Origin of the sequence: Psychrobacter sp. UBA3483, from assembly GCF_002377905.1 — a bacterium.
In the GTDB taxonomy this organism is placed as follows: domain Bacteria; phylum Pseudomonadota; class Gammaproteobacteria; order Pseudomonadales; family Moraxellaceae; genus Psychrobacter.
Genome location: NZ_DFQS01000044.1, coordinates 49,715 through 70,213 on the forward strand (window position 1 = coordinate 49,715; position 20,499 = coordinate 70,213).

A 20,499-nucleotide genomic window follows, 5' to 3' on the forward strand; every position below is an offset into this window, starting at 1 on the left:
ATTGTTAAACTCAATGAATAGTGTTATCTATAGCTAATCGCTTATGATGGATTAGTTGAGCTTAACAAAAGGGACTTTACTATGGAACCACAGGTTAAATTATGGGCAACCATTATCGGTTACATGCTACTGGCGTTAACCATTAGCGCTTGTACATCGTTGTGGATTCGGCATCATTTAAAGCGAAAAGACCTACATCCACAGCGCGCCCTTAAAAAAAGATACTTAATTTCAAAAAGACGTCGAAAAAGGCTTGACAGCAAGCGCGGTCGCCATTAAAATACGCACCACTTCAGCATAAATGGTGAAAGCAGCTGAAGCGTTGTTACTAGTCCCCATCGTCTAGAGGCCTAGGACACCGCCCTTTCACGGCGGTAACGGGGGTTCGAATCCCCCTGGGGACGCCACTATTTGGCGTCACTTATTAGCAAACTTGCTGTATAGCATCAATAAGACTAATAAGCACACCAGCAAAACCCTACTCATAGAAATATGAGTGGGGTTTTTTTATGCCTATTTATTTTTCGCGAATATTTATCTGTCTTTGATCAATATTTATAAATACTCATTAATAGAGCGAGCATGATTTATATTATTCTCTCGCAGCAAAAAGCCAGCACTGAATGCTGGCTTTTTAAATATCTACGCGCTCATGATTTAGAACAATCTACCAAATCTTATCGGCTAACATCAACCAAAGCAGCGCCAATACGATTAAGCCAGCTAAGACGGTTTGAATTAGGAAAAACGCTTGATGCTGACCGACTACTTTACCTAAGGTGACGCCTAAGGTATTGTATTTTATCGGCTGGGTGTCAAGTTCACCAGTCCTTTCTTGCTCTTCGTAATAGCCTTGCAGAATATCCAAAAACTGCTGCCAGCCATCGGCTTCCCAAGTATGAGGCTTAAATGGCATAAAGGCTTTTAGCTTAGGCTCATTCATCATCCAGCGCTCAAGGGTGATCGAACGTAACGACCAGCCTTTAAAACGGCGCTCAGCAATTGCCGAAAAATCCAATATTTTTAAATCTTTATGCCGGTCATCTACCAACAAGCGGTTTTTGAGATCGGTTAATGCTTGTTCAGAACCTTCTACACATTGGAAAAAGTAGCCATTGCCGTAGCAAAGGATACCGGTAATGTTATCGGCTTGATTACGCTCAATCGCGACCTCTGCGATGTCATTAAGCGTACTCGCACTTGCAAGACCAGTCGACGTAATGTGGCTCAGATATACAAGCTGGCAGAGATCTGGCGTTACTGGATTTGTCGAATCATTCACTGTTGACAATCAGCTTCTCCCTATTATCAGGTAAATGTAGCTAAGACAACCATACTAACTTTAGAAAAAATAGAGCAACAAGGCATTTAGAAGTAACAAATTGGCTTGTTATATTATTGATTTATAAATGTTTATATTAATTGTATTAAGTTGGTTACATCATAGGCTAATTTCGTCATCAAAGCAATATATGTTTATTTTAAATGACTACTTATTAATACTACACGATGCTTTAAAACCATTTATATTCAAAATATAGCATAAATGCATGCTTCTTTATAAAACAGTTGATTTAGAAGTATTAGAAACGAAAAGATAAAAGGCAGACGCAGTGACAGAAAAGGCGCTCAATTGGAATACTGAGAACATAAAGCTTTATAGAAAAATACTTAGCAGAAAAGAAAATAATAAATGCAGATGAGGCCGTCTAATTTTTAAGACCGTTGGGACTGGGCGTTGAGAATCGCGCTAAGCAAAATAGCGTCGTCAGGATAAGTGAGTTTAATGTTTTGTCGATTGCCAACGACCAAGCGAATTGGCAGCTCTAAGCACTCAAACGCGCTTGCTTCATCGGTGATAGTAAGGTCATGCTTTTCAATGTAGTCCAACACTTCTCGCAGCTGACCTAAGCGAAAAACTTGCGGCGTTTGCGCTTGCCACATATTGCTACGCTCAAGTGTACGTATGATATAAGAATGCTGCTGAGCTTTAGCGCTATCAATACTAGCAATAGCTTCAGTATCCGTACTAGCGTGCTCATAGGACGCTGTATAGGATTGTTTTAGAGTATCGGCAACTGGGGTCGCTAAAATGGCGCCATAAGGCTCGCACAGCGCCGCTTCAATCACTTTATTAATGTCTTGTTGAGGCACCGCTGGACGCGCGGCATCATGGATAAGCACCAAGTCTGAATCCTCAGCACCTGACTGGCGTATGGCCTCTACCCCTGCTTGCACGGATTGCCAACGCTCTGCTCCACCGCTCGTATATTCAATAGGCAATGCAAAATCAAGCGTCTGCGCGGTATCATCATCTTTTGCAATCACCAATAAGCATTGATTAATATAACGACTACGTGCAAGCCGCGCCACGCTATGCTGTAACAAGGTCTGCCCTTGTAGCATGGTATATTGCTTAGCAACAGAGGCACCAAAACGACTACCGCGACCAGCAGCGACGATCATAGCATGTATTTTAGGTGTGGGATTCATAGAGTGGGTTTGATTAATATTCATGGTCAGATTCCATGATGATATGACGGGATTGAATAGCAGGGAGGGTTAAAGAAAATCATACTTTACATATAAACGGAACAAACTATAGATAATCGTTTATCTTGACGTAGTTAAAATCAATAACGGCTATGCGTTGTTGGCGCCGTTGATACTTGTACAAAGGTTTCATTAGGCTTAATCAAGCCTAAATCTAAACGTGCATGTTCTTCTACCGCTTCAAGACCGGTCTTTAAATCATGAACGTCCGTACGCAGCAAGTTATTTGCCGCTACTTGATTGTCATTTAAACGTTGTTGCTCTTCAATCTGGGTCAATAATTTATGATGCTCAAATTGACCGTTTTCACCCAGCCAATACTGGTATTGCAGCCCTAACAGTACAGCGACCGCTAAAGCAAGTAAGATAAATTGGCTAAAGTATTTCATAAAGTATTAACGCCAAATGATAGAGGGATAATAATTAAAAAAAATTTGATTAAGTTAGGCGCTATATCATCCTGTGAATGACAATATAGCGCTTATCTTTAATCCTAACTTTTCAGCTACTCAGCTGATTAGCCACGTAAACCAATAAACTCTTCACGGCCACGGTAGCTTGCACGTACTTGCTGCTCGATACGTAGTAGCTGGTTGTATTTCGCGACGCGGTCTGAGCGGCATAGTGAGCCAGTTTTGATTTGACCGGCTGCTGTACCCACTGCTAAGTCAGCAATGGTGCTGTCTTCAGTTTCACCTGAACGATGCGAGATAATCGTTGCATAGCCATTTTTCTTCGCCAGATAAATCGCATCTAGGGTTTCTGACAAGGTACCAATTTGGTTAAACTTAATCAAAATCGCATTGGCAATATGTTTATCAATGCCTTCTTGCAAAATAGCAGGATTGGTCACAAACAAATCATCGCCAACCAACTGAACTTTATCACCAATCTGTTCAGTTAGGTATTTCCAGCCATCCCAATCTGACTCATCAAGACCGTCTTCGATAGAGATAATAGGATATTGACGCGTCAAGCCTACGAGGTAATCTGAAAAACCTTGGCTATCAAAAGATTTATTACCCTCGCCTGCCAAGATATATTGACCATCTTTATAAAACTCACTGGCAGCACAGTCCAAAGCTAGATGGATATCATCACCTGCTTTATAGCCGACTTGTTCAATCGCTTGCATGATAACAGTGATGGCTTCTTCGTTGCTACGTAGGTTTGGGGCAAAACCGCCTTCATCACCGACCGCAGTATTGAGGCCTTGGGATTTTAGGACAGATTTTAAGCTATGGAAAATCTCTGTACCCGCACGCAGGGCTTCTGAGAAGCTGGTGAAACCAACTGGCTCAATCATAAACTCTTGGATATCAACCGTGTTATCCGCGTGCTCGCCACCGTTTAAGATGTTCATCATCGGTACCGGCATCGTCAATGACGTCTGATTGCGCAAGTTTGCGATATACTGATGCAATGGCAGGCTTTGTGACTGGGCAGCCGCTTTTGCTGTTGCCAAAGACACAGCCAACATGGCATTAGCGCCAAGGTTGTCTTTATTTTCTGTACCATCGAGCGCAATCATAGCGTCATCAATCGCTTGCTGCTCAGTGACGTCTTTGTCCATAAGCGCGCTACGAATCTGGCTATTGACATTGGCAACGGCTTTTTTGACGCCTTTACCCATGTAGCGACTTTGGTCGCCATCACGTAGCTCGAGCGCTTCACGTGAGCCAGTTGAGGCGCCACTTGGGGCAGCAGCACGGCCAATTGTGCCGTCAGCTAAGATGACATCAGCTTCAATCGTTGGGTTGCCGCGCGAGTCTAAAATCTCACGAGCGCGAATGTCTATAATTGCGGCGACGTTGGTGGTTTCTTCAGCGTACATAATGTCTGTTAATTCCTATGGTCATGCCAAGTTTGAGGGATAAATAACGGCAACTACAATACAAAAAAGGTAAAACAAAATATCGTATAGCACTTATAGCAAAACCAGCAGCATCTATTCATGTAATTGGCTGGTTTTATGTATTATTAAAGGTATTATCTAATACTTTAAGTGTCAGCTATCGTGCTTGGCATTATAGCATAAATTTCGCCAAACTTCCCTTATCTTACCCCAACTTGCGCCCGTAAAATGAAATATAGCCTGTAATATCAGCCATCAAAGAAGGGTTTTAATCCCTACTAACAGCGGCGATATAACAGGCAGTTTGGCATTTATGCTTTTGTTAAACGCTTACTGTCAGTATGAGTATTAGAGACAGTGTTATTTAGCTCAACCTCGGTTTTGAATCGCGTCAGACGTAGCGCATTCATCAATACTGAAATAGAGCTCAGCGCCATCGCAGCCGCGGCAATCATAGGGTTTAAAAAACCAAAAGCGGCAAGCGGAATACCAAGGCAATTATAAATAAAAGCAAAGAATAAATTTTGCTTGATATTGCGCACGGTTGCATTGGCAATTTTTTGCGCCGCATCGATGTGCATCAGCGACTCACCCATCAAGCGTGCAGAGGCACTATGCTGGGCGACATCCGTACCCTCAAACATCGCAAAGCTGGCATCGGCGGTTGCCATTGCTGGCGCATCATTGACGCCGTCGCCTGCCATCGCCACTTTGTGACCCGCTGTTTGTAACAGGGCAATTTGGCTCGCCTTATCACGTGGGCTCATTTTACCGTACGCTTGCTCAATACCCAGCTGCCCTGCCACATGGTCAACGACCGATTGCTTATCGCCACTCATCAAAATGACATTGATACCCGCATCTTGTAGCGCAGTAATTGCCTGCGGCGTGTCGTCTTTTAAATCGTCAGCTAAGGCAAACGCGCCTAGCGGCTCATCGTTGATACTAATGGCGACAGTACTGGCAATTTGCCATACTTTTGGCATCAGTTTTGGCAGGGTTAGATTAGCAAACTCTGCCGTACCAACTTTTACCACACCTAAGCCTTCGATATTGGCTTGTATACCCGCACCTTTGATGACACTGATATCAGTGACAGTCATCAATGGCAAGTTACGCTCTTGAGCCGCATTAATCAATGCCGTTGCTAATGGATGGCTGGCGTGCGCCTCAACACTTGCGGCAATTTGCAGCACATCATCGACGGCAAGCGATTTATCCACCATCACCTGATCGACGATAGTCGGTTTGCCAATAGTCAGTGTACCGGTTTTATCGAGTACCACGGTATCGATATTGCCTGCCGCCTCTAAGCTTTGCGCGTCTTTGAACCAAACGCCATGACGCGCGGCGACGCCCATACCGGCCATAATAGCCGCTGGCGTTGCCAAACCAAGCGCACATGGGCAAGCAATAACCAACACCGACACTGCATGCATCAAGGCGGTATCAACCATGCCTGTTAGCCACCACGTCAGCCCAAAAGTAACCAAAGCAATCGTTACTACCACGGGGACAAAAATAGCCGTCACTCTATCAGCAAGGCGCGCTAAATTGGCTTTTGAACCTTGTGCATCGCTCAGCGCTTGTACCATATCTCCGAGCTTGGTATCGCTACCCTTTGCACTGACGCGATAGAGTAAGCTGCCATTTTCGACCAACGCCCCTGCTAGCAGTATATCACCTGCTTCTTTTTTAAGCGGTACAGACTCGCCGGTTAAATGACTCTCAACGCACCAACCACTACCGCCGATAACGACACCATCAGTCGCCACGCGGCTGCCTTGCTTAGCACGCAAGATATCGCCTACTTGCACCGCTTGTAGCGCGACATTATGAAAGTCGCCATTTGGCTGCTGCTGCTCGACTTCATCAGGCGTTAAAGATAATAATAAATCGATACTGTTTAAGCTGTGCTTTTTGGTGCGTTCCTCAAGATATTTACCCGTACGCACAAAAGCAATAACCATCACCCCTGCTTCAAAATAAACGGCTGGTCCGTGTCCGCCTGCATGCCCGCTTTGTAATAAGCTGCTTAACGTACCATCGCCATGGGTCAGCCATAGATAGGTCGAATACGCCCAAATAGTTACTGTGCCAATGACCACCAATACGTCCATATTGGCAAGACCACCTTTGATAGAGGCCCAAGCGCTTTTGTAAAATGGTAATGCCAGCCCAAATTGGACAATGGTCGCTAAGATAAATTGAATCCAAACCGGCGGCATCCACGCCATACCCTGTCCAACCAGCATGCCTGCCATACCCACTAAAAACGGTAGCAAACACACCCATAGGGCAATCAAGCGCCATGGATACTCAGTTGCGGTATCCTCATCTGTTTGCGCAAACAAACTATCGGCCGCCTGCAAATTGGCCACAAAACCAGTTTTATTTACCCACTCTGTTACCTGCTCAGGTGTGGTTTGCGTTGGATCATAATCGACATTGGCAGTCTCGCCAGCGAAGTTGACGTTGACTTCATACACCGCCGGCTTCTTATTAAGAACTTTCTCGATGCGAGACGCACAAGCCTGACATGTCATCCCCTCAATCGCCAGTTGCAGGTGCGCACGCTCGGGCGCAAGCGGCGTGTTTGACTGAATGTCAGTCTCAACTTCATAGGGGTCATTGTTAGCGGTACTGGTAGCGTCATTCATAGAGAGAACTCGTTATTGCGTTAAAGCGCGTGATAGCGTTTAGATATTTAGGCAGTCGTTTACGCGAAAAAACTCAGCGACTTGGTAAAACTTTTAAACGAAAGCGTATTTGAAGCGCCCTTTTCTAAACTTACTGGGATAACTATTAAATGGTTATGATTGGCGGTAATTCAACTTTTTCTATGGTGGCAACTCATCAACAGCTATTGGCGTATAAATGAAAAGACGTTAGTTATTGCAATCTCATTATTTTTTAGTCATTAAAAAAACCAGCCATCAGAGCTGGTTCTTTTATAAATAAAAATAATCTTAAGAGTTAGCGACGGTGGCATCAAAGCCTGCATCATCGATAGCAGCGGCAATCGCTTCAATGCTGGTCTTACTGTCATCAAAGGTAACTGTCGCTAGGTTATCAGCCAAATCAACAGAGATTGTCTCTACGCCGTCAATTCCGTCAGTTGCGGTATGAACACTTGCCACACAACCACCACAAGTCATGCCATCGATATTAATGATTCTAGTTTGGTCTGCCATGAGAGGCTCCTTATTCTTATAACTGAGTTGTTATTAATGAATATTTTTATAATTTAAAAAACTGCTTTTATAATGGTCTTTATACGCTTACTTATAAACACAGTATGTAACTAGCATAAGCTGAAACAAAGCCAACAACAAGTCCGTTTGGTTGTAAGTTTATTAAAGTGTTGTTGCTTCAAGTATTTTCATAAAAACGAAATTTTTATAAACATGGCTTATGAAACTATCAAGCGTTAAAAACACCGCAATAAATAGTCACTCACTAAACGTTAATCATGGTAACGCGGATTTTGCGGGGCATCGATAGGAAATGGCTGAGTCACGTAATCAACCATGCTAATTGCTGCAACAAATGCATGTACCGTCGTTTTGGTATCATCATAATGGATAAATGCCATTCTGTTTTCAGGCTGTAGCTCAATTTCTGTGACACCGGTAATGTTTTTTAGCGCCGTCATCACGCTCTCAAACCCTTCGGTATCATCGATATTCTCGATACTTACTTGTGCAACTTTAATGGCCATGATCTTATCCCCTTATCGTTTATAGCATTAATGCGTATCCAATACCTCAAAGCCTTTGACCAACTCATCGATCTGCTTTAGCTGCCGTAAAAACGGCTCTAACTGGCTGGTTCGCAACGCACATGGACCATCGCATTTCGCCACTTCTGGGTTTGGATGCGCCTCTAAAAACAAACCTGCCAAACCTGTCGCCATACCTGCACGAGCAAGGGTGGTGATTTGCTCACGGCGACCGCCCGCACTGTCACTACGCGCTCCCGGCTGCTGCAAACTGTGCGTCACATCAAAAAATACCGGAATATCCATCTGCTTCATGGTATCAAAGCCCAGCATATCGACGACCAAATTGTTATAACCAAAAGCACTACCGCGCTCGCACAAAATCAGCTTATCGTTACCGCCCTCAAGGCATTTATTGACGATATGACGCATTTCATGCGGCGCCAAAAACTGCGCTTTTTTAATATTAATAATCGCATCGGTTTTTGCCATCGCATGCACCAAGTCAGTCTGACGTGATAAAAAAGCAGGCAGTTGAATGATATCAGCCACTTCCGAGACCGGCGCTGCTTGATAAGGCTCATGCACATCCGTAATAATCGGTACTTGGAATTTTTCTTTAATCTGCCCTAGCCAATCGATACCCTGCTCTAGACCCGGCCCGCGATATGAATGTAAGCTTGAACGGTTGGCTTTATCAAAGCTGGCTTTAAAAACATAGCCAATGCCCAAACGCTGACAGATATCCACATACTGCTCGGCAATCTCGAACGCCAATTCTTTGGACTCTAAGACATTCATACCACCGAATAAGACAAACGGTTGGTCGTTACCGATATTAATCGTCTTGCCATTTGGCGTATTAAGCTTGATATGTGATTGTGCGGTTAATAAATTTTCCATGAAGTGCTGACCCTCATTATTGTTATTTACTGTCGTTATCAACAGTTATTATTCATCTGGTTTTTCCCTATTGTAACCGATAGGCTGATAAAAATAAGTATCTAAGCGTAATTGGACGTAATTGAGCGTAGTTAGATTCAATTACACCCAATTACGCTTCATCGATAATACTGATGAATAAATAAGAAGACTGTCTTGGTAAAAACCATCTTGATAAAAACGGCTATTAAAAGGTTAAATTAAAGCCAAAAAAAGACCAATCCGAAGATCAGTCTTTTTTATCATTATTAAGCAGCTGTACGATGACGATTATTTATTATCGCTATAGTTTCTTGCTGCTTTTACAAAGCTGTTAAACAGTGGATGACCACCACGTGGCGAGCTTGTAAATTCAGGATGAAACTGTACGGCGACAAACCAAGGATGGTTAGGAATCTCAACCGACTCAACCAAATGCTGCTTAGCAGAATAACCCGATATCGTCATACCTGCTTGCTCTAATGGCTCGATATAACGATTGTTCATCTCATAACGATGGCGATGACGCTCAGTGATATTGGTTGCGCCATAGATTTGGGCAAGCTTACTACCAGCCACCAGTTCCGCTTGCTGCGCACCTAAACGCATGGTGCCACCGAGGTCTGAATCATCGCTACGAATCTGCAATTCGCCGCGCTCATCTAACCACTCGGTAATCAAACCGATGATAGGTTCAGCTGCGGTACGATTAAACTCAGAAGAATTGGCATCGATATGCAACACATTACGCGCATATTCAATCACAGCCAATTGCATACCAAGACAGATGCCCAGATACGGTACGTTGTTTTCGCGTGCATAAGTAATGGCTTTCATTTTGCCATTGGTACCGCGCTCACCAAAACCGCCCGGTACTAAAATAGCATCGGCATCGTTTAGACGAGCAAATAAAGCATCATCGGTTTCTAACAGCTCAGCATCGATATAGTCAATTTTGACGTCGGCTTTATGAGTGATACCAGCGTGTAGCAAGGCTTCGTTGATAGACTTATAAGCATCTGGCAATTCAACATATTTACCTACCATTGCGACCGTCACCGTCGCTTCAGGATTGAGCTGTGCTTCGACCACTTTATCCCAATCGCTTAAATCCGCTTCTGGTACATCAAGACCAAAACGCTCACAGATTAAATCATCAAGATCTTGCTCATGCAGGGTACGCGGAATCTGATAAATACTTTGCGCATCTTCACACATGATCACCGCACGCTCTTCGACGTTGGTAAATAGTGCAATCTTGCGGCGATTGTCTTGTGAGATATGGTGGTCAGAGCGGCAGATCAAGATATCTGGCTGCAGACCGATAGAACGTAGCTCTTTAACTGAATGCTGAGTAGGCTTGGTTTTGGTTTCGCCCGCACTGGCGATATAAGGCACCAGCGTTAAATGCATCAGCATGGCGCGATTGCGACCTAGCTCTACTTGCATTTGGCGAACCGCTTCCATGAAGGGAAGTGACTCGATATCACCAACGGTACCGCCAATCTCGATAATGGCGATGTCGTAGCCTTCGCCACTGGCAAGGATTTTGCTTTTAATTTCATCGGTGATATGCGGAATCACCTGTACCGTACCGCCCAAATATTCACCGCGGCGCTCTTTATTCAAAACGTTCTGATAGATACGGCCACTGGTGAAGTTATTGCTCTTACTCATCTTTGAATGGCGTAAAAAGCGCTCATAGTAGCCTAAATCCAAATCGGTCTCGGCGCCATCTTCGGTGACGAACACTTCGCCATGTTGAAACGGGCTCATCGTGCCTGGATCGACGTTGATATACGGATCCATTTTGGTCATCGTCACGCTCACGCCACGTGCTTCAAGGACTGCTGCAAGAGAGGCTGCGGTAATACCTTTTCCTAGTGAGGACACTACCCCACCGGTCACAAATATAAACTTGGTCATAGTACTCTGTCGGTAATTGGTAAAGAAGGATTTTACTAAAAATACGCCACAAAATATAGGGCAAAAGCACAAACTCTTTAAAACACTCCGTTTTTAGCGCTTCGCCTGCATCAGTGCATATCTATCATAAGCATGACTATTATACGCCACTGCCGCTTTAAAAAGGGCATAACAAAAAAACTCACCCCGAAGGATGAGTTTTTTAGAGTCAGATTCTAATGGTTAGATTAGAATTTGTATTCTAGACCAGTACCAAGTACGAATACTTCAGCATCGCCTGTAGTTGTTAAGTATGGAACATTATCAGCTTTGTTCATACCAGCATAGGCATGAGCAATGATGTTGTCTTTATAGAAGTATTTGCCACCAACAACGATTTGATCTGAATCAGCGTCATCAAAACCATTTAGGTTAGAGGTGTTATTGTACTGTGCATAGACAGACGCTGGACGAGCAAAGTTAGTTAGAGGCATCTCACCACTGATGACAAAACCTTTTTCTTTAGAAGTACCATAATCATAATCAGCTACTTGATATAACGCACCTAATCTGATTGGAGCTGCCATGAATTTAGCTAGATCTACAGTAGCAGTACCACGGATGATATCACCTTCGATGTTTTGGTCTTTGTCATAAGCTAGACCAGCAGTAAAGCCAGTACCTTGGTCAAATAGTGCTGCAACACCGAAACCTGAGTTATCATTACCATTAGCATCATCAGAGCTATACATTGCAGAGATTTCTAGTGGTAGACCATCATATTTTGGTGCAGTCCAAATGATTGAACTTGGGATGCGGTTACTATCCGCCATGTTTAACGCTTCGACAACTTCATTCTCATTTTTCGTAGTACCTAAGTTATCAAAGTAACCTTGGTTTACCACAACGTTATCGATACGCGCTAGGCTTGATTGGTTTTTACCAACACGGAACTCACCAAATTGCTTGTTGACAACACCAAGGAATGTATCACGGTTAGTGAAACCATCTTTATCGCCATCAATGCGTGTGCCGTACTCTAACTGATAGATAACATCAGTGTTAGCGGTCATGGCTTCAGAACCTTTAAGACCGATACGTGAAGCATGAGAGTTAATTTCTACTGTATCTTCATCATACATGTTGCCAGCAGGACCATCAAATTCAGCATTAACATAGTCAGCAGCTAAAAAAGCTTTACCGTAGATAGTAGGTGCTGCGTTGGCGGCAGATACAGATAGGGCAGCGATTGCTGTAGCTAAAAGTAGTTTTTTCATGGGGTATCTCCACTTTACAATTTTAGTAATGAGCGAGCTATTATTAGCCGGTGCCCAAAATGGTATCGTCACAAATCCTCAAAGATATAATGTGTAACTGGCTACCGAGATTAGTCAGAAACAAGTGTGGCGAAGTGCTATTACCGTAAGATGAAAAAAACCATGACTTACATAACTGGGGTTAGAATCGTAACTGCCATGTAAATGCTGGTCTTTATCGTTCTGTTGCGTAACATCCGTTACCAAACTCATACTTCGATTACAAGCATAACAACTTTGACATAATTTGCAACATATTTTTAAGTCTTTCATGACGAAAAATTCTAAAACCCATGTTTCATCTAAGGTTTAACGATTGTTTAGATAAAAATAAAAAACACCCCTACTCGCCATTAGCAAATAGGGGTAATTTTTATAAATAAACAGAGTAGAAATACATTGCTTTAAATAAGCATGCACATGCCAGCTCTTAAAGAGCCACTTATACAGTGATAAGTGGCCCTAAAGTCACGCTTAAAAATAGCAGCTTGCGCTTACCTATTGCTCAATGCCACTCATCAACACTAAGACTAAAGCGAACTAGCAATGAGTATTGGCTTTTAAGTCTAAACGCGCTTGATGCAATAATGGCTCAGTGTATCCACTTGGCTGCTCGCGACCTTTAAAGACCAAATCGCAGGCAGCTTTAAAGGCGTAAGAATTATCGAAGTTATTGGCCATTGGCTGATAGCCATTATCGCCCGCATTTTGCTCATCGACGACTTTTGCCATGCGCTTCATGGTATCCATGACCTGTTCTTCACTTACCACGCCGTGATGCAACCAGTTAGCGATATGCTGACTTGAGATACGTAAGGTTGCACGGTCTTCCATTAGACCTACATCATTGATATCTGGTACTTTAGAGCAGCCAACACCTTGGTTTACCCAGCGCACAACATAACCTAGGATACCTTGAGCGTTATTATCAAGCTCTTGCTGCTTCTCTTCTTCTGTCCAGTTGGTATCTTTGGCTAATGGAATGGTCAAGATATCATCTAAGCTGGCACGCTCACGGGATTTTAGGCTGTCTTGTACATCGGCAACATTAACTTCATGGTAATGCATGCTGTGCAAAGTCGCGCCCGTTGGTGATGGAACCCAAGCTGTGCTAGCGCCCGCTTGTGGGTGCGCTATTTTGCTTTCCATCATCTCTTTCATCTCATCAGGCTTCGCCCACATGCCTTTACCAATTTGAGCGTGACCTTGTAGACCGGTCTCTAAACCGATATCAACGTTCCACTGCTCATAAGCGGGCTGCCACGCTTGCGACTTCATATCGCCTTTACGTACAAAGGGCCCAGCGTTCATACTGGTGTGCATCTCATCACCCGTACGGTCTAAGAAACCCGTATTGATAAAGATAACGCGCTCTTTTGCTTGACGAATCGCTTCTTTGAGGTTAACCGTCATACGGCGCTCTTCATCCATCACACCGATTTTTATGGTATTACGCTCTAAGCCTAACAAGTCTTCAGCGGCGTTAAACAAATCGTTCGCCATTTTGACTTCATCAGGGCTGTGCATTTTTGGCTTAACGATATACATCGAGCCTTTGCGCGAGTTTGATAGCTCGTTCTTACCTTTCAAATCATTTAAAGACAATAGCGGAGTAATCAGACCATCCATTAAACCTTCAAAAATCTCTTCTTGACCGTTACCCAAGTCGACCAAGATAGCCGGGTTTTGCATTAAATGACCAACGTTACGAATTAAAAGTAGCGAGCGACCTGGTAGGATAAGCGCGCCGCCATCTGGCGTGGTATATTCGCGGTCTGGGTTCTGTTTACGCGTACGAGTTTTGCCGCCTTTTTCAAAAGTTTCTTGCAAGTCGCCATTCATCAAACCAAACCAGTTACGATACACTTCTACTTTTTCTTCGGCATCAACGGCAGCGATTGAGTCTTCGCAATCTTGAATCGCCGTGATAGCAGATTCAAGTAATACGTCTTTGATGTTAGCTGGGTCGTCTTTACCAACTGGATGACTGCTATCGATTTGGATTTCAGCATGTAGGTTGTTGTTTTTTAACAAAATACCAGTAGGATTTTCAGCCTCACCGACAAAGCCTGCAAACTGAGCGGCATCTTTTAATTCAGTGCTGCTATCGCCTTGCACAACTTCAAGCTTGCCATCGACAACTTTAAAACCAGTTGCATCAGTGTATGAACCTGATGCTAATGCAAAGTTTTCATCTAAGAATTTTTTGGCATAGGCGACGACAGCGGCGCCGCGCGTTGGGTTATAACCACCTTTGGCTTCTTGACCATTTTCATCGCTGATGACGTCTGTGCCGTACAAGGCGTCATACAAGCTGCCCCAACGCGCGTTGGTTGCGTTCAATGCATAGCGCGCGTTACGGACTGGTACCACTAACTGCGGGCCTGCGATATGGGCAATCTCATCATCGACGTTTTGGGTGCTGACTTTGAAATCATCACCTTCTGGTAATAAGTAGCCGATTTCTTGTAAAAACGCTTTATAAGCTGGGTAATCAATATCGCCATTTTTGGCAGGATTGTCGAGATGCCACTGGTCAATTTGTTGTTGGATTTTGGCACGGGTCGCGAGCAGCGCTTTATTGCGCGGCGTAAATTCTTTAATAACCTTTTCAAAACCTGACCAATAGCTGTCTGAATCAACACCGACTTTCGGCAGCACTTCGTTTTCAATAAAATCGAACATCTGCTTATCGATGGCAAGAATGCCCTTTTGAATACGATTGGCGTTAGAAGACTGGCTCATATTGTTATCCTTATCTGTTCGTGAAGTGTGTTAATCCTAAATTGCTACTTATCTATATTGCTACTATTTAGAGCAGTGTTGAGCAAATGCTAGGGCGCTAAGCGTTACTTTTTGCGCTAGCATCGTTAGTTGATATAATATCGATTAGCTATTTATTCACTGACAATAATAGTAAGACAAAATATCCTAAAAGCAAAATCTCATCCTACTATCAAATAATGAAATAAACAAGGAAAGACCATTCATCAAGTAAATACTTAGGCTGTCTATAAATGATACCCTATAGGACATAAGCCTTAAGCACCATAAATACTTTGCTTGCACCTATATAGACAATTACTTCCATAAACGGGAAGTAATCATTACAACAGCAACCTATGCCTCATGGTTATTTATGTAGCGACAATATATAAGAGTAAAAATCACCCTAGACGCTATACAACACATTCACGGCTAAAAGACCTATTTTATCAATACTTTCAATATTCCACTTCTCCATAAATCTTAATGACATCCGATAAAACTATGACTATCAATACCCAAAACCTTGCAGCCTTAATCGAAGAAAATCATCATGAAGACAGTACGCAAGAAGACAGTGTCGACATCGCGCAATTAAGAACGCCACTAAAAGTAGACCTATCGCCTATTTATGAATTCTTAGGCGCGCGTACCACCCAAGCTTGGGTCAATGCTGCCCTTGCGGATTTGCCGTTAATCATTCAAGACCATGCCAACTGCGAAAAAAAAGCGGCTGGTACGGCGATGAATTTAATCTTTCGTTATGAGTTTTCTTATGACTTACAGCGCAAATTGGCACAATTAATACGCGAGGAGATGCTGCATTATGAGCAAGTGCTCGGCATCATGAATGAGCGCGGGCAAGCATGGAAATATCTGAGCGCTGGACGTTATGCCAAAGGCATGCTCAAGCATAAACGCACTTACGAGCCAGCCGCGATGGTAGATGTCTTAATTATTGGGGCATTTATCGAGGCGCGCTCTTGTGAGCGTTTTGCGGCGCTGGCGGAAGTCATTAATGATAAACGATTGGCGAAATACTATCGCTACTTACTTAAGTCAGAAAGTCGCCATTTTGAAGATTATTTGGCATTAGCACAATCACTAGCTGAAGATAGTATTGACGAGCGTGTCGCCTTTTTTAAAGAAGTTGAAGCAGAGCTGATATCAAGTCCAGATAGCGAGCTACGCTTTCATAGTGGTAACCCTGCTTAATTAACTAAGCATCTTATTAATTTTCACTTGAAACGCCAATCTCAACTTATCGTAGGCTTTTGATTTTTATAGAATTTAAAATTTTAATTGTTTTAACTGAAATGTTAAAAACCAAGTAAACCAATACCTTAGAAAAATAAGTTGAGAGTGGGGTACTTGAAATAAAAAAGGTTTAACCGTTAGCGTATAAAACCTCACTAATGATTAAACCTTTTAAATACTGCAATCTAAAACAACATTACAAACTGTCAAGTTCTTATATTATTCAATCTTTTATTGTCCTGAAAGCCATTATTTATCGCTTTCGGTTATCGAAGTATCATATTGTTTGTGATTTTTTACCACATGATGCGGATCGTGGTCATCCGTCAACCGTTCTGCTTCTGCCGGATTGACCTTTTGCAGGGCATCGTCAGGTACAATACCATTATTGTCATCGGCATCTTTTAGATTAGAGTTATTTTCTGGATGATTCAGCTTTTGCTGATTCACATCAACATCCTTATCATTAACGTCCGTAGCATTAACGTTCTTGTCGTTTTGTATAGTCATAGGCCTTCTCTTTATAATTATAAGCATATAAAAAATAGCTATCTATATTTGCTAGCACTCTTAGCCACGCTAAACACCTTCAACCTTAACTATTAGAAATCTTTTTCGTCAGGATTTAGTACGCGTGTTTGCGCATTATCGACATTGGCATAGCGATTTAAATCGTTTATATCGGTGCTTTTGGCCGCTTCAGGCATGGTGGTATGCTCATTTATCCCTTCGTCGAAAGCATTACCTTCTTGATCGCGGCGATCTGGCTGACGCGCAGGATTGTCATTTTTGTTTACATGCTCTGTTTCTATCACACCTTCTTTAAAGGTATCGGTTCCTTTATTGACTCTAGTATTGTCTTCGATTTCATCATGAGCAACAGATGAATGAACCTCATTCTCTGTAATAGCGGTTTCTCGAATATCAGTCTCCTGAATACGAGTTTTGGTTAATTCAGGATCTTTGGTTGGCATATCTTTGGCTTGCATCATAATGTCCTTATTGTTTTTTAAATTATTATTTTTATCGTTATGGTAAATTCGCTTATCGTTCTCACGTTTACTCATTATTCTTTTGAGACAAGTCATAAGCGTTTAAATCAGCAACGTTTTTACCACCAGGTGGCAAATCCTCTTCTTTACGTGGGTCTACATATACTTCATCGGTTTCCTGTGATGCTTGCTTAGGTCCATCAATATCCGGCTCGTACTTTCGACCTTTGTAACTGTCTTTAGGATTTTTTTGCTTTAATGCCGCTGGATCATCAATTAGTACCGGTTCTTCATCATTAGGTTGGGTAAAGTCTTTCATGGCGTGTCCCTCGCGTTTGGTGTAGAGCAGCAGATTAGTTTTATTATTTATCAGTCCGCAAATCATCTTCGATAAAAGGCGTTTTTTGCTCTTCGCTTAGATTTTCAGGTTTATCGACTTGCTTGTTATCGGTTAGGTTTTTTTCGATTTGTTGGCTATCTGCTTGTTCTGCCGCTTTTTTTACATCAGATGTGTCATTATTGGTATTACTCATGGTGCAACTCCTCTTATTTGTAATTTATTTATAATAAAATTGTACTAGCTATAATTAGCTTATCCTTGCTCGCTCTTTATAAATTATTGATATATAGACTGCTGTCTATCAGCTATCAGAGACAAGGTATAACTTAATTATAAGAATAATTTTTGACTGCTCACCAGTGTACTGCCGTATCAATGTGTGAATAAATGTGAGGTTAGCCGACAGTTTGTAACTTGCTTTTCATTAGTGGCTACTTTTTAGTAATTTATTCCGCAACTTTATAAGCGCTGTTAAATAAAAAAACCAAGATCCGATAAATACAGATGCTTGGTTTTTATTTGGATTTTTCAATGCTTATTGAATCTAAAAAGGTTGTTGAGAACTAGTCTAAGTTGTCTCGCCAACGCCGTTGATGACCTTTAATAAATGCTCTTGTGCGATATGCGGTGTTTCATCTGCCGCTGGTTGTAATTGCTGCCAAACGCCATTACCATCAAGCGTCCAAGCCTGAGTATTGTCGTGTAGATAGTTGATTAAGCCATCTTGATAAATTTGCTTGAATAGCTTTTTGTCTTCGATTGGGAACGCCACCTCAACGCGGTGGAATAAGTTGCGGTCCATCCAGTCGGCGCTGCCGCAATACAAGCGCTCATAGCCAGCATTATAAAAGTAATAAATGCGCGTATGCTCCAAAAAGCGCCCAATCACAGAACGGACGGTGATATTTTCGGACAAATCCTTTACTTGCGGGCGCAGGCAGCACATGGAGCGCAAAATCAGCTCAATCTTAACGCCTGCCTGCGACGCATCATACAATTTATCAATCAGTCGGCGCTCGGTCAGCGCATTGACCTTGATGATAATATGAGCGCGTTTGCCTGCTTTGGCTTGAGCAATTTCATCATCGATAAAGCTCATGAGCTTTTCATGCAATGTAAACGGCGCATGTAAGAGTTTTTTTAGATTGGCAGGTTTACCCATGCCCGTCAGCTCTTGGAAGATTTTGTGTACGTCTTCTGAGATATCAGGGTCGGCACTAAATAAACCATAATCGGTATAGACTTTGGCATTGGCAGCATGATAGTTGCCCGTACCGAGATGCACATAACGACGAATTTTATCGTTTTCACGGCGAATGATAAGCATCAATTTGGCGTGAGTCTTGTAACCGACGATACCGTAAACCACCACCGCGCCTGCTTCTTGCAGATAATTAGCCACTGCGATATTTGAGGCTTCATCAAAACGGGCGCGTAACTCGATAACCGCCGTGACTTCTTTACCATTGCGTGCCGCCGCCGCTAGTGCTTTAACGATTTCTGAGTTGGTACCTGAACGATATAGCGTTTGCTTAATGGCGAGCACTTTTGGGTCACTTGCTGCCTGCCATAATAGATTGATAATCGGCGAGAACGCATGAAACGGATGATGAACCAAGACATCGCTCTTACGCATCGCGGCAAACATGCTGGTCGCTTTATCGAGCTTATCGACTTCACGGCGGAACGGCTTAGGTACGACATGGGTAAAAGGCTGATAGCGTAGCGCTGGGATATTAAAATCAAACAGCAAGCGCGTTAAGTTCACCGGCCCATTGACGCGGTAAAGTTGATTGTCATGTAGCTCAAACTCATTGAGCAAATAATCGCTAATCGGCGCTGGGCAATCGGTAGTGACCTCTAAACGCACCTTGTCGCCAAAGCGGCGGTTTTCAAGTTCGCCCTCTAGTGCCTTGGCAATATCATCGACATCCTCTGCCAAATCCAAATCGGCATTGCGCGTTAGTCTAAACTGATGACAACCAGTGACATTCATCCCCGGGAACAACTCACCGATATGCTCATGAATCACCGCCGATAGCATCACATGATGCTCTTTACCACCCGTCAGCTCATCCGGCAAGCGGATGACACGTGGTAAGCTGCGTGGCGCTGGTACAATGGCGAGATTGATATCACGACCAAAGGCATCTTTGCCCTCTAGCGTGGCGATAAAGTTTAAGCTTTTATTTACCAATCTCGGAAACGGATGCGCCGGATCAATACTAATCGGGGTCAAAACTGGTGAGACTTGCTCGGTAAAATACTGCTTCATCCACGCCGATTGCTCAGGAGTTAGCTCGTCACGCTTTAAGTAGCGGATGTCTTCTTGGGCAAGGGCTGGCAGGATATCTTCATTTAAAATGCGGTATTGCTCGCTGATGGCTTTATGAGTGACAGCAGAGATTTCTCTGAGCACCTCACTTGGGCGCATACCATGAGCGCTGGTTGAGACATCACCCATATTGAGTTTTTGCATGATACCGGCGACACGAATCTCAAAAAACTCATCCATGTTGGAAGAGAATATAATGAGGAAAAACAAGCGCTCTAATAAAGGATGACGCGGACTGGCCGCCTGCGCCAGCACCCGCAGATGAAACTGCAACAATGACAAATCGCGATTGATATAGCTGCTCGGTGAATAGCTGCCATCGTCGAAACGCTGCCAGTCTATTTCACTTAACCCTTTGCTCGAGCTTGCCGTTAGCTCTGCTTCTGTTGTGACTAGGCTTGTACTGACCTTGATATCTGTTTTTGTACTAACATCAATACTATCGTTAATTTTATGATCGTTATTTTGCTTATTAACCATCTCTGCCACCTTTTATTCCTTTACGTGATCGATATGCCGTCATCTTTTATTTTTTATG

The 20,499-nt window shown here is 43.1% G+C and carries 17 protein-coding genes and 1 tRNA gene; 2 read left to right on the forward strand and 16 right to left on the reverse strand.

Features of this window, described 5'->3' with window-relative positions; translation table 11 throughout:
- The first annotated feature begins 331 nt into the window (after positions 1–331).
- Positions 332–407 (forward strand) — tRNA-Glu (locus B2866_RS07945).
- Positions 408–667: 260 nt separating this feature from the next.
- Here B2866_RS07945 and B2866_RS07950 read toward each other — a convergent pair.
- The 11 genes from B2866_RS07950 to B2866_RS08000 form a co-directional block, all read right to left on the reverse strand.
- Entirely contained in the window at positions 668–1,282 is a 615-nt protein-coding gene (locus B2866_RS07950; RefSeq protein WP_296192717.1) for a BLUF domain-containing protein, read from the reverse strand.
- 434 nt (positions 1,283–1,716) lie between these two features.
- On the reverse strand, positions 1,717–2,517 hold the full coding sequence (locus B2866_RS07955) for an IspD/TarI family cytidylyltransferase (RefSeq protein ID WP_296192502.1): 801 nt from the start codon (positions 2,515–2,517) through the stop codon (positions 1,717–1,719).
- A 116-nt stretch (positions 2,518–2,633) separates the two neighbouring features.
- Positions 2,634–2,942: an FtsB family cell division protein gene (locus B2866_RS07960; RefSeq protein ID WP_068407112.1), complete on the reverse strand. Its 309-nt coding sequence runs from the start codon at positions 2,940–2,942 to the stop codon at positions 2,634–2,636.
- A 128-nt stretch (positions 2,943–3,070) separates the two neighbouring features.
- Positions 3,071–4,387, reverse strand: coding sequence for a phosphopyruvate hydratase (gene eno, locus B2866_RS07965; protein WP_296192523.1), 1,317 nt, complete (start codon positions 4,385–4,387; stop codon positions 3,071–3,073).
- A gap of 332 nt (positions 4,388–4,719) precedes the next feature.
- Positions 4,720–7,068, reverse strand: coding sequence for a heavy metal translocating P-type ATPase (locus B2866_RS07970; RefSeq protein ID WP_296192526.1), 2,349 nt, complete (start codon positions 7,066–7,068; stop codon positions 4,720–4,722).
- 309 nt (positions 7,069–7,377) lie between these two features.
- Complete coding sequence (locus B2866_RS07975; RefSeq protein ID WP_296192529.1) at positions 7,378–7,602, reverse strand: heavy-metal-associated domain-containing protein; 225 nt, start codon at positions 7,600–7,602, stop codon at positions 7,378–7,380.
- Positions 7,603–7,874: 272 nt separating this feature from the next.
- Positions 7,875–8,129: a hypothetical protein gene (locus tag B2866_RS07980; protein ID WP_068407125.1), complete on the reverse strand. Its 255-nt coding sequence runs from the start codon at positions 8,127–8,129 to the stop codon at positions 7,875–7,877.
- 27 nt (positions 8,130–8,156) lie between these two features.
- Positions 8,157–9,032, reverse strand: coding sequence for a 3-deoxy-8-phosphooctulonate synthase (gene kdsA / locus B2866_RS07985; protein ID WP_296192532.1), 876 nt, complete (start codon positions 9,030–9,032; stop codon positions 8,157–8,159).
- Between the two features lie 309 nt (positions 9,033–9,341).
- Positions 9,342–10,976, reverse strand: a complete 1,635-nt coding sequence (locus tag B2866_RS07990; protein ID WP_296192534.1) for a CTP synthase — start codon at positions 10,974–10,976, stop codon at positions 9,342–9,344.
- Positions 10,977–11,203: 227 nt separating this feature from the next.
- Positions 11,204–12,232 carry a porin gene (locus B2866_RS07995; RefSeq protein WP_296192538.1) on the reverse strand — a complete coding sequence of 343 codons (1,029 nt, stop codon included), beginning with the start codon at positions 12,230–12,232 and terminating at the stop codon, positions 11,204–11,206.
- A gap of 579 nt (positions 12,233–12,811) precedes the next feature.
- Positions 12,812–15,016: a malate synthase G gene (locus tag B2866_RS08000; protein WP_296192539.1), complete on the reverse strand. Its 2,205-nt coding sequence runs from the start codon at positions 15,014–15,016 to the stop codon at positions 12,812–12,814.
- Positions 15,017–15,541: 525 nt separating this feature from the next.
- Here B2866_RS08000 and B2866_RS08005 point away from each other — a divergent pair.
- Positions 15,542–16,252 carry a tRNA-(ms[2]io[6]A)-hydroxylase gene (locus B2866_RS08005; protein ID WP_296192540.1) on the forward strand — a complete coding sequence of 237 codons (711 nt, stop codon included), beginning with the start codon at positions 15,542–15,544 and terminating at the stop codon, positions 16,250–16,252.
- A 291-nt stretch (positions 16,253–16,543) separates the two neighbouring features.
- Here the strand turns inward: B2866_RS08005 and B2866_RS08010 are convergent, their stop codons facing one another.
- The 5 genes from B2866_RS08010 to ppk1 all read right to left on the reverse strand — a co-directional run bounded on the left by B2866_RS08010 (position 16,544) and on the right by ppk1 (position 20,441).
- The gene (locus tag B2866_RS08010; RefSeq protein ID WP_191692419.1) at positions 16,544–16,804 is read right to left on the reverse strand and encodes a hypothetical protein; all 261 of its coding nucleotides are present in this window, start codon (positions 16,802–16,804) and stop codon (positions 16,544–16,546) included.
- Positions 16,805–16,896: 92 nt separating this feature from the next.
- Positions 16,897–17,286 carry a hypothetical protein gene (locus tag B2866_RS08015; RefSeq protein WP_225211738.1) on the reverse strand — a complete coding sequence of 130 codons (390 nt, stop codon included), beginning with the start codon at positions 17,284–17,286 and terminating at the stop codon, positions 16,897–16,899.
- A 67-nt stretch (positions 17,287–17,353) separates the two neighbouring features.
- On the reverse strand, positions 17,354–17,605 hold the full coding sequence (locus B2866_RS08020; RefSeq protein WP_296192545.1) for a hypothetical protein: 252 nt from the start codon (positions 17,603–17,605) through the stop codon (positions 17,354–17,356).
- A gap of 43 nt (positions 17,606–17,648) precedes the next feature.
- Entirely contained in the window at positions 17,649–17,819 is a 171-nt protein-coding gene (locus B2866_RS08025) for a hypothetical protein (RefSeq protein ID WP_180952588.1), read from the reverse strand.
- Positions 17,820–18,194: 375 nt separating this feature from the next.
- Positions 18,195–20,441, reverse strand: a complete 2,247-nt coding sequence (gene ppk1 / locus B2866_RS08030; RefSeq protein ID WP_296192549.1) for a polyphosphate kinase 1 — start codon at positions 20,439–20,441, stop codon at positions 18,195–18,197.
- Positions 20,442–20,499: the final 58 nt, after the last annotated feature.

Excerpts from the sequence above, each read along its gene's own strand:
- B2866_RS07955 (WP_296192502.1), bottom strand. The coding sequence starts at position 2,517 with ATGAATATTAATCAAACCCACTCTATGAATCCCACACCTAAAATACAT.
- B2866_RS07960 (WP_068407112.1), bottom strand. The coding sequence starts at position 2,942 with ATGAAATACTTTAGCCAATTTATCTTACTTGCTTTAGCGGTCGCTGTA.
- eno (WP_296192523.1), bottom strand. The coding sequence starts at position 4,387 with ATGTACGCTGAAGAAACCACCAACGTCGCCGCAATTATAGACATTCGC.
- B2866_RS07970 (WP_296192526.1), bottom strand. The coding sequence starts at position 7,068 with ATGAATGACGCTACCAGTACCGCTAACAATGACCCCTATGAAGTTGAG.
- B2866_RS07975 (WP_296192529.1), bottom strand. The coding sequence starts at position 7,602 with ATGGCAGACCAAACTAGAATCATTAATATCGATGGCATGACTTGTGGT.
- B2866_RS07980 (WP_068407125.1), bottom strand. The coding sequence starts at position 8,129 with ATGGCCATTAAAGTTGCACAAGTAAGTATCGAGAATATCGATGATACC.
- kdsA (WP_296192532.1), bottom strand. The coding sequence starts at position 9,032 with ATGGAAAATTTATTAACCGCACAATCACATATCAAGCTTAATACGCCA.
- B2866_RS07990 (WP_296192534.1), bottom strand. The coding sequence starts at position 10,976 with ATGACCAAGTTTATATTTGTGACCGGTGGGGTAGTGTCCTCACTAGGA.
- B2866_RS07995 (WP_296192538.1), bottom strand. The coding sequence starts at position 12,232 with ATGAAAAAACTACTTTTAGCTACAGCAATCGCTGCCCTATCTGTATCT.
- B2866_RS08000 (WP_296192539.1), bottom strand. The coding sequence starts at position 15,016 with ATGAGCCAGTCTTCTAACGCCAATCGTATTCAAAAGGGCATTCTTGCC.
- B2866_RS08005 (WP_296192540.1), top strand. The coding sequence starts at position 15,542 with ATGACTATCAATACCCAAAACCTTGCAGCCTTAATCGAAGAAAATCAT.
- B2866_RS08010 (WP_191692419.1), bottom strand. The coding sequence starts at position 16,804 with ATGACTATACAAAACGACAAGAACGTTAATGCTACGGACGTTAATGAT.
- B2866_RS08015 (WP_225211738.1), bottom strand. The coding sequence starts at position 17,286 with ATGATGCAAGCCAAAGATATGCCAACCAAAGATCCTGAATTAACCAAA.
- B2866_RS08020 (WP_296192545.1), bottom strand. The coding sequence starts at position 17,605 with ATGAAAGACTTTACCCAACCTAATGATGAAGAACCGGTACTAATTGAT.
- B2866_RS08025 (WP_180952588.1), bottom strand. The coding sequence starts at position 17,819 with ATGAGTAATACCAATAATGACACATCTGATGTAAAAAAAGCGGCAGAA.
- ppk1 (WP_296192549.1), bottom strand. The coding sequence starts at position 20,441 with ATGGTTAATAAGCAAAATAACGATCATAAAATTAACGATAGTATTGAT.